The 12,701-nt window shown below is 71.0% G+C and carries 16 protein-coding genes; 13 read left to right on the top strand and 3 right to left on the bottom strand.

Annotated features, from left to right (window positions below; genetic code table 11):
* Nucleotides 1–671, bottom strand: a 671-nt coding sequence (locus PKE44_RS06865) for a GAF domain-containing protein (protein ID WP_324549396.1), incomplete at its 3' end; no start/stop codon positions are given.
* A 158-nt stretch (nucleotides 672–829) separates the two neighbouring features.
* Entirely contained in the window at nucleotides 830–1,525 is a 696-nt protein-coding gene (locus PKE44_RS06860; protein ID WP_324549394.1) for a Crp/Fnr family transcriptional regulator, read from the bottom strand.
* Between the two features lie 151 nt (nucleotides 1,526–1,676).
* Here PKE44_RS06860 and PKE44_RS06855 point away from each other — a divergent pair, with 151 nt between their 5' ends.
* The 5 genes from PKE44_RS06855 (at nucleotide 1,677) to PKE44_RS06835 (ending at nucleotide 4,290) form a co-directional block, all read left to right on the top strand.
* Nucleotides 1,677–2,123: a hemerythrin domain-containing protein gene (locus PKE44_RS06855; RefSeq protein WP_324549392.1), complete on the top strand. Its 447-nt coding sequence runs from the start codon at nucleotides 1,677–1,679 to the stop codon at nucleotides 2,121–2,123.
* Between the two features lie 21 nt (nucleotides 2,124–2,144).
* Nucleotides 2,145–2,426, top strand: coding sequence for a DUF2249 domain-containing protein (locus tag PKE44_RS06850; RefSeq protein ID WP_324549390.1), 282 nt, complete (start codon nucleotides 2,145–2,147; stop codon nucleotides 2,424–2,426).
* Nucleotides 2,423–3,382, top strand: a complete 960-nt coding sequence (locus PKE44_RS06845; protein ID WP_324549387.1) for a hypothetical protein — start codon at nucleotides 2,423–2,425, stop codon at nucleotides 3,380–3,382. Before PKE44_RS06850 ends, PKE44_RS06845 begins: the two co-directional genes overlap by 4 nt.
* A complete protein-coding gene (locus PKE44_RS06840) occupies nucleotides 3,376–3,759 on the top strand; it encodes a hypothetical protein (protein WP_324549385.1) in 384 nt (127 codons plus the stop codon). The genes PKE44_RS06845 and PKE44_RS06840 overlap by 7 nt, the downstream gene beginning before the upstream one ends.
* 195 nt (nucleotides 3,760–3,954) lie before the next feature.
* Nucleotides 3,955–4,290 (top strand): hypothetical protein, encoded by a 336-nt coding sequence (locus tag PKE44_RS06835; protein WP_324549383.1) that lies wholly within the window; start codon nucleotides 3,955–3,957, stop codon nucleotides 4,288–4,290.
* A gap of 30 nt (nucleotides 4,291–4,320) precedes the next feature.
* On the opposite strand, the gene moaB is transcribed toward PKE44_RS06835, so the two are convergent.
* Nucleotides 4,321–4,854, bottom strand: coding sequence for a molybdenum cofactor biosynthesis protein B (moaB, locus tag PKE44_RS06830; protein ID WP_324549381.1), 534 nt, complete (start codon nucleotides 4,852–4,854; stop codon nucleotides 4,321–4,323).
* A 176-nt stretch (nucleotides 4,855–5,030) separates the two neighbouring features.
* Here moaB and PKE44_RS06825 point away from each other — a divergent pair, with 176 nt between their 5' ends.
* The 8 genes from PKE44_RS06825 (at nucleotide 5,031) to PKE44_RS06790 (ending at nucleotide 12,549) form a co-directional block, all read left to right on the top strand.
* Complete coding sequence (locus PKE44_RS06825; RefSeq protein WP_324549379.1) at nucleotides 5,031–5,699, top strand: hypothetical protein; 669 nt, start codon at nucleotides 5,031–5,033, stop codon at nucleotides 5,697–5,699.
* Between the two features lie 56 nt (nucleotides 5,700–5,755).
* Nucleotides 5,756–6,544 (top strand): tRNA pseudouridine(38-40) synthase TruA, encoded by a 789-nt coding sequence (gene truA, locus PKE44_RS06820; protein WP_324549377.1) that lies wholly within the window; start codon nucleotides 5,756–5,758, stop codon nucleotides 6,542–6,544.
* 97 nt (nucleotides 6,545–6,641) lie between these two features.
* Nucleotides 6,642–7,274 (top strand): phosphoribosylanthranilate isomerase, encoded by a 633-nt coding sequence (locus PKE44_RS06815; RefSeq protein WP_324549375.1) that lies wholly within the window; start codon nucleotides 6,642–6,644, stop codon nucleotides 7,272–7,274.
* Nucleotides 7,267–8,478, top strand: coding sequence for a tryptophan synthase subunit beta (gene trpB, locus PKE44_RS06810; protein WP_324549373.1), 1,212 nt, complete (start codon nucleotides 7,267–7,269; stop codon nucleotides 8,476–8,478). The genes PKE44_RS06815 and trpB overlap by 8 nt, the downstream gene beginning before the upstream one ends.
* Before the next feature lie 13 nt (nucleotides 8,479–8,491).
* Nucleotides 8,492–9,304 carry a tryptophan synthase subunit alpha gene (trpA, locus tag PKE44_RS06805; protein WP_324549370.1) on the top strand — a complete coding sequence of 271 codons (813 nt, stop codon included), beginning with the start codon at nucleotides 8,492–8,494 and terminating at the stop codon, nucleotides 9,302–9,304.
* 77 nt (nucleotides 9,305–9,381) lie between these two features.
* Entirely contained in the window at nucleotides 9,382–10,266 is an 885-nt protein-coding gene (accD, locus tag PKE44_RS06800; RefSeq protein ID WP_324549400.1) for an acetyl-CoA carboxylase, carboxyltransferase subunit beta, read from the top strand.
* 4 nt (nucleotides 10,267–10,270) lie between these two features.
* Nucleotides 10,271–11,536 carry a bifunctional tetrahydrofolate synthase/dihydrofolate synthase gene (folC, locus tag PKE44_RS06795; RefSeq protein WP_324549368.1) on the top strand — a complete coding sequence of 422 codons (1,266 nt, stop codon included), beginning with the start codon at nucleotides 10,271–10,273 and terminating at the stop codon, nucleotides 11,534–11,536.
* Nucleotides 11,537–11,604: 68 nt separating this feature from the next.
* Entirely contained in the window at nucleotides 11,605–12,549 is a 945-nt protein-coding gene (locus tag PKE44_RS06790; protein WP_324549366.1) for an SPOR domain-containing protein, read from the top strand.
* The last annotated feature ends 152 nt before the right edge of the window (nucleotides 12,550–12,701 follow it).

Here is a 12,701-nt window from a genome sequence, read left to right as displayed (position 1 = left end):
CCGAAAGCCGCATCGGCCTGCCAGATTTCGGCGCGATCGGCATCCAGGGTCTCGCCGGCGATCTCGGCGATGCGTGCGAGGGCGGTGTCGGCCTCGGCCTCGACCAGCAGCTCGGCATGCACGATGCGCAGCAGCGCGAGCTGCTGGCGGCGCAGCGCCGCCCCGGTGCGCTGCAGTTCGCGCTCGGCCGCCAGCCGTTCGAGTTCGGCCGCTGCCCGCTCGGCGAACAGCTCCAGCACCAGAGCAACCATCGCCGGCTGCGCGAACGGCCGCCGGCCGAGCACCGCGATCAGACCGAGCGTGCGGCCGCCGGCATCGACGAGCGGCGTGCCGGCGCAGGCGCGCACGCCGGCGAGAGCGGTGTTGCCGGCATACAGCGCATCGGCCCCGTCGGCCTGCAGCACCGTGACCCCGGCGAGCACCAGCGGCCAGGGCGCACCGTCGAGGGCCGCCGGCCAGTCGTGCGCGTCATCGGTGCTGTGGCTTGCGACCGGAAGCAGACGGCCGGTTTCCGGCTCATGGCGGGCGACGCAGGCGAAGCCGGCATCGAGCGCGACGGCGAGCCGGCGCACGAGGGCCTCGAAGTAGGCGAGACCGATGTGGTTGGAAACCGTCGTCGCGAGACCGTCGTCCGCGGTGGACGGCGATCGCTGGCGCAAGCTGGGAACCATGCCGGGGCTTCTGCTGGGCGCCGCGGGTCGGCAGCAGGGCGGTCAGGGCGCTTCCGTCACCCCCGGCTGCGCCCCCGGCCGGCGCGGACCCCGGGGACGAAGCGCGCAGCATAGCGGTGCCGGTGGCGCCTGCCCGGTTAAGGATGGTGAAGCCGGATTCAGCGCCCCCACTGCTGCAGGCGACGGCAGTCCGGCACCTCGATGTGCTTGCCGTCGATGCGCACGATGCCTTCGTCGGCCAGCGTGCGCAGGATGCGCGAGAAGGTTTCCGGCTTGATCGATACGCGCGAGGCGATGATGTTCTTCGGCGTCGACAGATCGATGCTGCCGCTGCCGTCGCCGTGCTCGATCAGCTGATCGATCAGGTAGTGCACGACGCGGAAGCTCGCGTTCTGCAGCGTCAGGTGATCGATCTCGTTCAGCCGCGCATGCAGGCGCATGCTCATCTCGCCGAGCATGCTCAGGCAGAGCGACGGCGAGGCGCGCAGCAGTTCGAGGTAGGTGTGATTGTCGAACGAGCAGACCCGCGCCTCGGTCAGCGCCGCGGTGCTGACCGGATAATCACGGCGCTGCATGAACATCACCGCCTCGGCGAAGGTCTTGCCGGGGCCGGCGATCTCGATGACCTTCTCGTTGCCGTCCAGCGACACGCGAAACAGCTTGATCTGGCCGCTGGCGACCAGGAAGAAGCGCTCGGCCGGCTGGCCGACATCGAACAGGCGCTGGCCTTCGTGCAGGTGCAGCACGCGCATGCCGTGGCGTACGACGGCGAGCCGGGGCTCGTCCAGGGCCGCGAACAGATAGGTCTGGCGCAGCAGGCGATCGAGGGCTTCGGGGGCGGGGGATGGTGGCATCCGCGCATGATAGGTCGGCCGCCGGCGGGCGCACGACTCTCCTGTCTGCATACCCCGTCCGGTGGCCCGATGCGGTTGATGCAGGTTAAGGGCGCACGGACGATCCCTCTGCAGACTGCCTGGCACCTTCTCCGTTGCTGCGTGCATGTCCATGAATCCGCTGAATGAACTGCTCGAAGGCCAGCACCGCCAGGCGGATGCGGCCCTCGCCGATGCCGAACTGCAGGTGGCCGCCGGCGACTGGCCGGCCGCCCGTGCCGCCGGCAGCGCCCTCGATGACGAACTGCGCGCCCACTTCCGGCGCGAGGAAGCCGTGCTGTTCCCGGCCTTCGAGGCCGCCACCGGCAGCGGTTGCGGTCCGACGCGGGTCATGCGCGACGAGCACGAGCAGATCCGCACGCTGCTCGATGCGTTGCGCGGCGCCGGCGAGCGCTGCGATGCCGATGCCTGGCTGGGCCTGTCCGACACGCTGGTGCTGCTGATGCAGCAGCACAACATGAAGGAGGAACAGATCCTGTTCCCGATGGCCGCCCGGCTGCTTGCGGCTCGCCTGCCGGCGCTGCTCGATGGCCTGCGCCCGGCGGCGGTCAGCGCCTGACTGCCTGCAGGACGCACGACGATGACGACCGCGGAACACCTGCTCGATGTCGGTGGCCTGGAGCCGCCGGAACCACTGTTCGCGACGCTGGATGCCGTGGATGCGCTCGGCCCGGGCGAGTGGCTGCGCCTGCTGCACCGGCGCGAACCCTTCCCGCTGTACGGGCATCTGCTCGAACGCGATTGCGCGTATCGCGTGCTGGTCTCGGAACCCGGGCGCTACGAGGCGCTGATCTGGCGGCTGGACGATCCGCTCGCCAGTGCCGCCTGCGCCGGAGATGACGACGGCGACGGCTGCGCATGAACGCCGGCCTCTCCTACGCTGCCTCGCCGCCGCTCGCGCTGCCGCTGCGCTGGTTCCTGAGCGTGCCGGTCTTCGGTGCGCTGGCCGGTGGCTGGCTGCTCTGGGCCGGTCCGGCGGTGATGGCGGGGCGCTGGCAGCCGCAGGCGCTGGCCTACGTGCATCTGCTCGCCCTCGGCGTGCTGCTGAGCGCGATGCTCGGTGCGCTGATCCAGCTGCTGCCGGTGCTCGTCGGTGCGCCGTTGCGCCGGGCTGCGCCGATCGCCGCCGGCGTGCAGGCGCTGCTGCTGCCCGGCATCGTGCTGTTCGCCGGCGGGCTCGGGACCGGCACGGCGCCACTCGTGCGCTTTGGCAGCGCACTGCTGCTCTGCGCACTGCTGGTCTATGCCGCGGCTGCGCTGCCGGCCTGGTGGCGCTCGCCGCGCAGCGGCGAGAGCGCGCGCACGATCGGCTGGGCCGGCCTGTCGTTCCTGATCGCCGCCGCGCTCGGTTTCACGCTGGCCGCCGGCCACGGCTGGGCCGGCGTGCCGCTGCTGCGCCGGCTGACCGACCTGCACGCCGGCTGGGCGCTGATCGGCTGGGTCGGACTGCTGGTGGCGGCGGTGGCCTGGCAGGTCGTGCCGATGTTCTCGATCACGGCCCCGTATCCGCGCTGGCTGCGCACCGGGCTTGCCCCGGTGAGCGTCGCCGCGCTGGGGCTGGCGAGCCTCGATGCCGGCTGGCCGCTGCCGGACTGGCTGTGCCATGAGCGGCGCTGGCCGCCGGCGCGGCGCTGCTCGGCTTCGCCGCCTGCACGCTGTGGCTGCAGCACCGGCGCCGGCGCCGGCTGCCGGATCCGTGGCTCGGCTACTGGAAGCTCGCGCTCGGCTGCGCCGCCCTCGCGGTCTGCCTCTGGCTCGCCGGGCGGTTCGGGCTGCGCACCGGCAGCGGCGGGAGCGGTTCCTCCACCGAAATGCTGAGCGGCCTGCTGTGGCTCCTCGGCTTCGGCACGACGCTGGTCGCCGGCATGCTGCAGCGCATCGTCGCGTTTCTGGTCTGGCTGGATCTCTCGAACCGCCTGCGCGCGGTCCGCAGCGCCGCCCTGGCGCCGAACGTCCGCGAGCTGATCCCGGCCGCCGCCCTGCAGCGCCAGTTCGCGGCCCAGTTCCTGTCGGTGGGGCTGACGCTGGCGGCCTGCACGCTGCCGGCCCTGGCCCGGCCGGCCGGTGCCGCCGGCGTGCTCGCCTGGGGGCTGCTGGCCCTGAACCTCGTGCGGGCGATCCGGACGGGGCGCGGCTGGCGGCAGCGGATCGGGGATGGCCGCGCGGCGGTGGCGGAACAGTCTGTAACGATCTGAATCGTAAACAAGACCATTTCTCCGGCCGACCCGGCTTGCGGCTGCCGGGTGCCCATGCCAGAACTAGCGGCACGCAAAACCGGCGTTCCGCACCTCCGTGCGGCGCACCGGAAAACGGCCCGCAGCGCGCACGGAAGCGATCGGTACGGGTCATCGAACTCTCCAGTGCAAACCCGACCGATCAGGTTTTCCCCCATGTCTGCTTCCGTTGCCCTGCCCGTCGCCGATCACCGGCTCGCCGTGCTGCTGCGTCGCTACGAGGACATCCTCGCCAACTCCTGCCCGGCCTTTTCCGATGCCGAATGGTCGGCGCTGTCCGAAGCCCTCGCCGACATCAACCTCGAGGAAACCGATGCGCTGCGCCGTCTGTACGCGACCGTCTGCCACGAAATCCAGCGCCGCGGTCTCGACGGCAAGTGGCACATCGACGCGCGCGCGCTGATGCACCGCCTCGGCGGCCTGAGCCGCGCCGAGGAGGCCGCGCTGGTCGAGATCGTCGAGTTCCGCCTCGGCCGCGGCCGCGGCATCTGAATCGCCTGCACCGCCGGCCACCGTCCGGGCTCAGGTTTCGGTGAGCCGCGGCATCAGTGCCACGTAGTTGCAGTGCCCGCGGCGGCTGTCGAGCTGCCCGGCGAGGATGCCGTCCCAGGCCGTGCGGCAGGCGCCGGGCGAACCCGGCAGCGCCACGACCAGCGTGCCGTTGGCCACGCCGGCCAGCGCCCGCGAGAACACCGCGGCCGTACCGATCTCCTGGTACGAGAGCTGCCGGAACAGTTCCCCGAAACCTTCGAGTTCCTTGTCGAGCAGCGGGCGCAGGGCTTCCGGCGTGCGATCGCGTCCGGTCGGCCCGGTGCCGCCGGTGACCAGCACGACCTCGACCGCCGCATCGGCGATCCACTGCGACACGCGGGCGCGCAGCCGGTACAGGTCGTCCGGCTCCAGCGCCCGCGCCACCAGCTGGTGACCGGCGTCCTGCAGCCGCTCGACGAGCAGCGCGCCGGACTGGTCCCCGGCAGCCGTGCGGGTATCGGAAACGGTCAGCACCGCGATCGCGAGCGGACGCAGGCGGTCGGTACGGCAGGAAGATTCGGGCATCGGCGGGTTCCGGAAGGCAGGGCCCGCGCCGGCATGGCGCGGGCGGGCGCGCAGTGTCGGCCAGGCGGGGGCCGGTGCGGCTTGATGGCCATCAAGCACGCCGATGCCATCGTGATCGGCCGCTTTGGCCGCTATCCTGCCGCGCCCCTGCGCGACCCCCGGGAAGGGCTGCCGCCATGAATCCCGTCATCCTGCTCGCAAGCTTCGTCGCGTTCGCCCTCGGCATCGCACCGGCGGCACCGCCTGCGCTGCTGCTCGGGGCGCTGCTGCTCGCGTTCGCCCGCTGGGGAACGGGGCCGGTGCTGCCGGCCGGAACCCTGCGCCGGGCGCTGCGGCGGGTGCGCTGGCTGCTGCTCGCCGTCGTGATCACGCATGGCTGGTTCACGCCGGGCCTGACGCTGCTGCCGGCACTCGGCGGCGCCTCGCCGAGCGTGCAGGGCCTCTGGCTCGCGCTCTGGCGCGCGCTGGTGCTGCTCGAACTCGTCGCTGCCGCGGCGCTGGTGCTGGCGCTGGCCGGGACGCACGGCGTGGCCGGGGCGCTGTACCGGCTGGCCCCGGCCGGCGGTGGCTTCCGGGAGCGGCTGGCGGTGCGCGTGGCGCTCTGTTTCGAGGCGCTGCCGCTGCTGCAGGCACGCATGACGGCTCCGGCCGATGCCGGCAGCGGCCGGCTGGGCCGCTGGACGGGGGCGGCGCGCGCCGTGTTCGCCGCCGCAGGACAGCCGGCCGCGGACTTCGCGCCGGCAGACCGGCTCACCGTGGCGGTGCCGCCGCTGCCGGCGCTGCGGGAGTGGCGACTGCCGCTCGCCATCGCGCTGGCGTTCGCCGGCATGCACGCGCTGGCCTGAGCCGGTCGCAAGCGGCATGCTTTGCCGTTTTGCGGCTCACCGACCCGACCGGACCCATGCGCATCGCCCTCGGCATCGAATATGACGGCTCGGCCTTTCGCGGCTGGCAGACCCAGGAGGAGGGCGTGCGCACCGTGCAGGGCGCCCTCGAGGCCGCACTGACGCGCATCGCCGACCGGCCGGTCGCGGTGACCTGCGCCGGGCGCACCGACGCCGGCGTGCATGGCGCCGGGCAGGTCGTGCATTTCGACACCGGCGCTGTGCGCAGCGCGCACGCCTGGGTCATGGGCAGCAACAGCCAGCTGCCGCCGGATGTCGCCGTGACCTGGGCGCAGCCGGTGCCCGAAGACTTCCACGCGCGTTTCTCGGCAGTTGCGCGCCGCTATCGCTACGTGATCCTGAACCGCCGCTACCGGCCGGCGCTCACCGCCGGGCGGGCGACGCACTGGTACCGGCCGCTCGATGCCAGGCGCATGCACGAGGCCGGTCAGGCCCTGCTCGGCGAGCATGATTTTTCCGCCTTCCGCGCTGCCGGCTGCCAGGCCGAGCATCCGCGGCGGGCGCTGTACGCGCTCGAAGTCGCGCGCCACGGCGATCTGGTCGTGCTCGAGGTCGAGGCCAACGCCTTCCTGCACCACATGGTGCGCAACATCGCCGGCGTGCTGCTCGCGATCGGCGGCGGCGAGCGGCCGATCGCGTGGGCGGCCGAGGTGCTCGCCGGTCGCGACCGCCGCCACGGCGGTGTCACGGCACCGGCCGACGGCCTGTATTTCCTGCACGTGCAGTATCCGCAACGCTTCGGGTTGCCGTCCGGCAACCCGTCGGCGCTGCCGGTGCTGTTCTGAACGCGCGCGGCAGGGGCAGGCTTCGGCACGACCGTGCCGCGGCGAAACGTTTTTGTTACCCTTCCGCGCCTTGTCGCCGACCGGACCGCCCGCGCCCATGCATCGCACCCGAGTCAAGATCTGCGGTTTGACGCGCGCCGAGGATGCGCTCGCCTGCGTGCGCGCCGGAGCCGATGCGATCGGGCTGGTGTTCGTGCCGAAGAGTCCGCGCTGCGTGTCGATCGAGCAGGCGGCGGCGGTGATCGCCGTGCTGCCGCCATTCGTCGCCTGCGTCGCGCTGTTCCAGAACGCCGGGGCCGAGTACGTGCGGGCGGTGATGGCGCACCTGTCGCCGACGCTGCTGCAGTTTCACGGCGACGAGCCGCGCGAGTTCTGCAGCGGCTTCGGCCGGCCGTATCTGCGCGCCGTGCCGATGGGCGCCGGGGCCGAGGTCGATGACTACGCGCGCCGCTTCCCGGACGCCGCCGGGCTTCTGCTCGACAGCCACGGCGGCGAGCGCAGCGGCGGCAGCGGCGAAGCCTTCGACTGGTCGCGGATTCCGGCGCGGCGCACGCTGCCGCTCGTGCTCGCCGGCGGGCTCGATCCCGACAACGTTGCGCACGCGATCTACCGCGTGCGGCCCTGGGCCGTCGACGTGTCGAGCGGCGTCGAGGCAGCAAAAGGCATCAAGGACGCGCGCAAGATCGGCGCGTTCATGCAGGCAGTCAGAAACGGAGATGACCGTGGGTGATGTGATCGACTTCAGCCGCTTCCCGGACGCGGACGGCCATTTCGGGCCGTACGGCGGCCTGTTCGTGGCCGAGACGCTGATGGCGGCGCTCGAGGAACTGCGCGATGCCTACGCGCGCTTTCGCGACGATCCCGATTTTCTCGCCGAACTCGACCGCGACCTGTCGCACTACGTCGGGCGGCCGTCGCCGCTCTATCACGCCGAGCGCCTGTCGCGGAACTGGGGCGGGGCGCAGATCCTGCTGAAGCGCGAGGACCTCAACCACACCGGCGCGCACAAGGTCAACAACACCATCGGCCAGGCCCTGCTCGCGAAGCGCCTCGGCAAGACGCGCATCATCGCCGAGACCGGCGCCGGCCAGCACGGCGTCGCGACCGCGACCATCGCCGCGCGTCTCGGACTCGAATGCGTGGTCTACATGGGCGCCGAGGACGTGAAGCGCCAGTCGCCGAACGTCTATCGCATGAAGCTGCTCGGTGCGAGCGTCGTGCCGGTGCAGTCCGGCTCGAAGACGCTGAAGGATGCGCTGAACGAGGCGCTGCGCGACTGGGTCACCAACGTCGATGACACCTTCTACGTGATCGGCACCGTCGCCGGTCCGCACCCGTATCCGATGATGGTGCGCGACTTCCAGTGCATCATCGGCCGCGAGGCGCGCGAACAGGTGCTCGCCGGTTTCGGCCGGCTGCCCGATGCGCTGGTGGCCTGCGTCGGCGGCGGCTCGAACGCCATCGGCCTGTTCCATCCCTTCCTCAACGACGCCTCGGTCGCGATGTACGGCGTCGAGGCGGCCGGCGATGGCCTCGACACCGGTCGCCATTCGGCCCCGCTGAACGCCGGTCGCCCCGGCGTGCTGCACGGCAACCGCACCTACCTGATGGAAGACGAGAACGGCCAGATCATCGAGACGCACTCGGTCTCGGCCGGTCTCGACTATCCCGGCGTCGGTCCCGAGCACGCCTGGCTGAAGGACATCGGCCGCGTGCGCTACGGTGCGATCACCGACGACGAAGCGCTCGCCGCCTTCCACGAGCTCTGCCGCACCGAGGGCATCATCCCGGCGCTCGAAAGCTCGCACGCACTCGCCTACGCGAAGAAGCTGGCCCCGACGCTGGCCGCCGACCAGCTGGTCGTCGTCAACCTGTCCGGTCGCGGCGACAAGGACATCTTCACCGTCGCCGCCCGCGACGGCATCACGATCTGAGAGCCGGGCCGCCATGAACCGCATCCAGACCCGATTCGACGCCCTGCGCACGGCCGGTCGCCGCGCGCTGATCCCGTACATCACCGCCGGCGATCCGGATATCGGCACCACCGAAGCCCTGCTGCACACGCTGGTCGCCAGCGGTGCCGACATCATCGAACTCGGCGTGCCGTTCTCGGACCCGATGGCCGACGGCCCGGTGATCCAGCGTGCCTGCGAGCGCGCACTCGCCGCCGGCACGCGCCTTCGCGACGTGCTGGCGCTGGTCCGGCGCTTCCGCGAGCGGGATGCCGACACGCCGGTCGTGCTGATGGGCTACCTGAACCCGGTCGAGGCGATGGGCTACGCGGCCTTCGCCGAGGCCGCTGCGCAGGCCGGCGTCGACGGCGTGCTGACCGTCGACCTGCCGCCCGAGGAAGCCCACGAGCTGACGCAGGCGCTGCTCGCCAGCGACCTCGATCCGATCTTCCTGCTCGCGCCGACCAGCACCGAGGCGCGCATCCGCCGCATCGGCGCGCTGGCGCGCGGCTACCTGTACTACGTGTCGCTGAAGGGCGTGACCGGCTCGGCCCGGCTCAATACCGGCGAGGTTGCCGAAAAGGTCGCACGCATCAAGGCGCTGGTCGATGTGCCGGTCGGCGTCGGCTTCGGCATCCGCGATGCCGACAGCGCCGCCGCGGTCGCGCGCGTCGCCGATGCCGTCGTCGTCGGCAGCGCGCTGGTCTCGCGCATTGAGGCGCTGGCCGGCGATCCGCAGCAGCTGAACGCCGAGATCGGCGCGCTGCTCGGCGCGATGCGCACCGCGATGGATGCCGTCACGGCCTGAGCCGGTCCGCGATCCTTTTCCGTATTCCTGACGCCGGCCGCTTTGCTGGCGGGAGTGTTGTGCAAGCCATGGTCGACATGAGCTGGTTCGAAAAACTCATGCCCTCGCGCATCCGCACCGAGGGCGGCAACAAGCGCCAGATTCCCGAAGGGCTCTGGTCGAAGTGCGATGCCTGCAGCGCCGTGCTGTACCGCGCCGAGCTGGAGCGCAACCTGCACGTCTGCCCGAAGTGCGACCATCACATGCGCATCCGCGCGCGCGAGCGGCTGGCGAGCTTCCTCGATGCGGACGGCCGCGTCGAGATCGGCGCCGAGGTCGAGCCGACCGACTTCCTGAAGTTCAAGGACAGCAAGAAGTACAAGGACCGCCTGGCCGCCGCGCAGAAATCCACCGGCGAGAAGGATGCGCTGGTCGCCATGAGCGGCACGGTGCTCGGCGTGCCGGTCGTGGCCTCGGCCTTCGACTTCGAGTTCCTCGGCGGCTCGATGGGCTCGGTGGTCGGCGAGCGCTTCGTGCGCGCCGCGCGCGTGGCGCTGGAAACGCGGGTCCCCTATGTGTGCTTCACGGCCTCGGGCGGTGCGCGCATGCAGGAGGCGCTGGTGTCGCTGATGCAGATGGCCAAGACCAGCGCCATCCTGGCGCGGCTCGCCGAGGCCGGCGTGCCGTTCGTGTCGGTGCTGACCGATCCGACCACCGGCGGCGTTTCGGCGAGTCTGGCGATGCTCGGGGATCTGAATGTCGCCGAGCCGAAGGCACTGATCGGCTTCGCCGGCCCGCGCGTCATCGAGCAGACCGTGCGCGAGAAGCTGCCCGAAGGCTTCCAGCGCAGCGAATTCCTGCTCGAACACGGCGCGGTCGACCTGATCATCGACCGGCGCGAACTGCGCGCGCGCCTCGGCGCGATCCTCGCGATGCTCTCGGGACGTCCGCAGCCGCTCGCCCAGGCCGAAGCCGCGGTCTGAGCACATGCCCGCGGCGCTTCGCAGCGACTGGTCGCTCGCCGACTGGCTGGCCTGGCAGGAAACCCTGCATCCGAAGGGCATCGATCTCGGGCTGGAGCGCGTGCGTGCGGTGGCGGCCAGGCTCGACCTGCTGCAGCCCTCGGCGCGCACGATCGTGGTCGGCGGCACCAACGGCAAGGGTTCGACGCTTGCCTTTCTCGAAGCGATGCTGCTCGCCGCCGGCCGGCGCGTCGCGGCTTACACCTCGCCGCATCTGCTGCGCTACGAGGAGCGCCTGCGCCTCGATGGCCGCGAATGTCCGGCCGGCGACTGGTGCCGGGCGTTCGCGGCGGTCGACGCGGCCCGCGATGACCAGTCGCTGACCTACTTCGAATTCGGCACGCTGGCGGCGCTCTGGCTGGCGCGGGCCTTCGATCCCGAAGTGCTCGTGCTCGAGGTCGGGCTCGGCGGACGGCTCGATGCCGTCAACATCATCGACGCCGACGTGGCCATCGTCACCACGATCGGCATCGACCACACCGAATTCCTCGGCCCCGACCGCGAATCGATCGGCTGCGAGAAGGCCGGCATCTACCGTCCCGGACGACCGGCGATCTGCGTCGATCCGTCGCCACCGGCCAGCCTGCTCGCGCATCAGCAGGCGATCGGCGCCCGGCCGTACCGCTTCGGCCACGAGTTCGGGGTCCGGGAGGCGCGCGACGGCTGGGGCTGGTGGGGGCCCGGCGGCGGGCTTGACCTGCCCTGGCCCTCTCTTGCAGGACCGCATCAACTGGCGAACGCGGCGGGGGCGGTTGCGGCCCTGCGTCTGCTGCCGTCGATCGAGGTTTCCGGGGCTGCCATCGCCAGCGGGATTGCCGCTGCCCGACTCGCCGGACGGTTCCAGATTGAATCGGGAGCCGTGGAGTGGGTGTTCGATGTCACCCATAATCCGCACGGTGCCGCGGTGCTGGCCGAAACGCTGCAGTGGCGTCCCGTGACCGGTCAGACCTGGCTGCTGCTGGCCATGCTTGCCGACAAGGACGCTGCCGGCGTCATCACAGCGCTGATGCCGGTCGTGGACCGCTGGTGTGCGGCCGGGCTCGACGGTGCACGCGGGCGTCCGGTCGAATCGATGCTGGCCTTGCTGCCAGCAGGTACCATGGCCTGCAAGGATGTGACGGCTGCCTGCCGGCAACTGGAATCGGCGGCGCAGCCCGGCGATCGTGTGGTCGTCTGCGGATCGTTCCTGACCGTTGCCGAAGCCATGCGGGCGCGTCACATTACGTGCTGAATGTCTTGAATGTCCTGAAACCCTGACTCGTATCGCCCCCAGCCAAAGTTCATGCCCGGAGTCGTGTCGTGGAACAGCGTCTGAAGCAGCGTCTGCTCGGCACCGCCGTACTGGTCGCACTGGCCGTGATCATCGTCCCGGAAGTGGTCAAGACTTCCGGTCCGGTCACCTCGCCGGCCGTTGCAACCAGCATCCCGCCCAGACCGGAATCGCCGCAGCCCGGCGGGGTCACCGTCGCGCTGCCGCCGGCGATCCTGCCGCAGGCCGTGCCGCCCGAAGCACCGGCTCCGTCCGGGCAGGCACCGGCATCGACGATCGCCCAGTCTCCGGTTATTGAACCGCTGCGAACGCCCGCAACCCTGCCCCTGCCATCGGCAAGCGCGGGCGGGGATGGTCCGCAAGGCATGCGGACGGTCGATCTGGGCGCTGGCGCGCCGCGCGTGGCTCCGGCCAGCCCGGCACCGGCGGCACCGCTAGCCAGACCTGCAGCCCCGAAGCCGGCACCGGTCGTTGCAAGCGCACCCGCTTCGAAACCGGCTCAGACTCCTGCTGCCGGGGCCACTCCTTCGAAGCCGGCTCCGGAAACGGCCAGAGCAACGACCGATGCGCCGAAGCCCAAGCCTGAGGTCGTGGCCAAGGCAGCTCCTGCTACCGTGACCCCGGCGGCGACAGCCAGACCGGTTTCGCTGCCGAAGATCGAGCTGACCAGCCGCGACACTTCAAGAGCCAGTGCTTCCGCACCGGCGGCCGAACCCTGGAGGCCTCAGGCCAGCAATGGCTCCTGGGCGGTGCAGGTCGGCAGCTTCGGAGTCGAGGAAAACGCCAATCTGCTGCGGGACCGCCTGCGCTCCCAGCGCTTCCCGGCCGTCGTCGAACGCATCCGTGGAGGCAGCGGCCAGGCAATGTATCGGGTCCGCGTCGTCGGACAGGATTCCAGACCCGCCAGCGAGGCGATCGCGTCGCGTCTGCGCTCGGCAGGCGTGGCAGCCAACATCGTCGAGCCGGGAGAGTGAGATCGGGGTTCAGTGCATGTTCGGCTCTTGACAAGCTTCTGTGATCCCATATAATCGTCCGTCTCGTCGCATCAAAGGACTTGTTTGATGTCGATGAAAAGCGGTGAAAACACTGCTTGCGGAATTGAAGAAGGCGTGTAGAATGCGCGCCT

The sequence above is a fragment of the Plasticicumulans sp. genome (assembly GCF_035331805.1).
Lineage (GTDB): Bacteria > Pseudomonadota > Gammaproteobacteria > Competibacterales > Competibacteraceae > Plasticicumulans.
Note: the sequence above shows the minus strand (reverse complement) of the source record. Positions and strands in the feature narration are given on the sequence as shown.

Bases quoted from the DNA above. Each gene is read 5' to 3' on its own strand.
- PKE44_RS06860 (WP_324549394.1), bottom strand. From the start codon at position 1,525: ATGCCACCATCCCCCGCCCCCGAAGCCCTCGATCGCCTGCTGCGCCAG.
- PKE44_RS06855 (WP_324549392.1), top strand. From the start codon at position 1,677: ATGAATCCGCTGAATGAACTGCTCGAAGGCCAGCACCGCCAGGCGGAT.
- PKE44_RS06850 (WP_324549390.1), top strand. From the start codon at position 2,145: ATGACGACCGCGGAACACCTGCTCGATGTCGGTGGCCTGGAGCCGCCG.
- PKE44_RS06845 (WP_324549387.1), top strand. From the start codon at position 2,423: ATGAACGCCGGCCTCTCCTACGCTGCCTCGCCGCCGCTCGCGCTGCCG.
- PKE44_RS06840 (WP_324549385.1), top strand. From the start codon at position 3,376: ATGCTGAGCGGCCTGCTGTGGCTCCTCGGCTTCGGCACGACGCTGGTC.
- PKE44_RS06835 (WP_324549383.1), top strand. From the start codon at position 3,955: ATGTCTGCTTCCGTTGCCCTGCCCGTCGCCGATCACCGGCTCGCCGTG.
- moaB (WP_324549381.1), bottom strand. From the start codon at position 4,854: ATGCCCGAATCTTCCTGCCGTACCGACCGCCTGCGTCCGCTCGCGATC.
- PKE44_RS06825 (WP_324549379.1), top strand. From the start codon at position 5,031: ATGAATCCCGTCATCCTGCTCGCAAGCTTCGTCGCGTTCGCCCTCGGC.
- truA (WP_324549377.1), top strand. From the start codon at position 5,756: ATGCGCATCGCCCTCGGCATCGAATATGACGGCTCGGCCTTTCGCGGC.
- PKE44_RS06815 (WP_324549375.1), top strand. From the start codon at position 6,642: ATGCATCGCACCCGAGTCAAGATCTGCGGTTTGACGCGCGCCGAGGAT.
- trpA (WP_324549370.1), top strand. From the start codon at position 8,492: ATGAACCGCATCCAGACCCGATTCGACGCCCTGCGCACGGCCGGTCGC.
- accD (WP_324549400.1), top strand. From the start codon at position 9,382: ATGAGCTGGTTCGAAAAACTCATGCCCTCGCGCATCCGCACCGAGGGC.
- folC (WP_324549368.1), top strand. From the start codon at position 10,271: ATGCCCGCGGCGCTTCGCAGCGACTGGTCGCTCGCCGACTGGCTGGCC.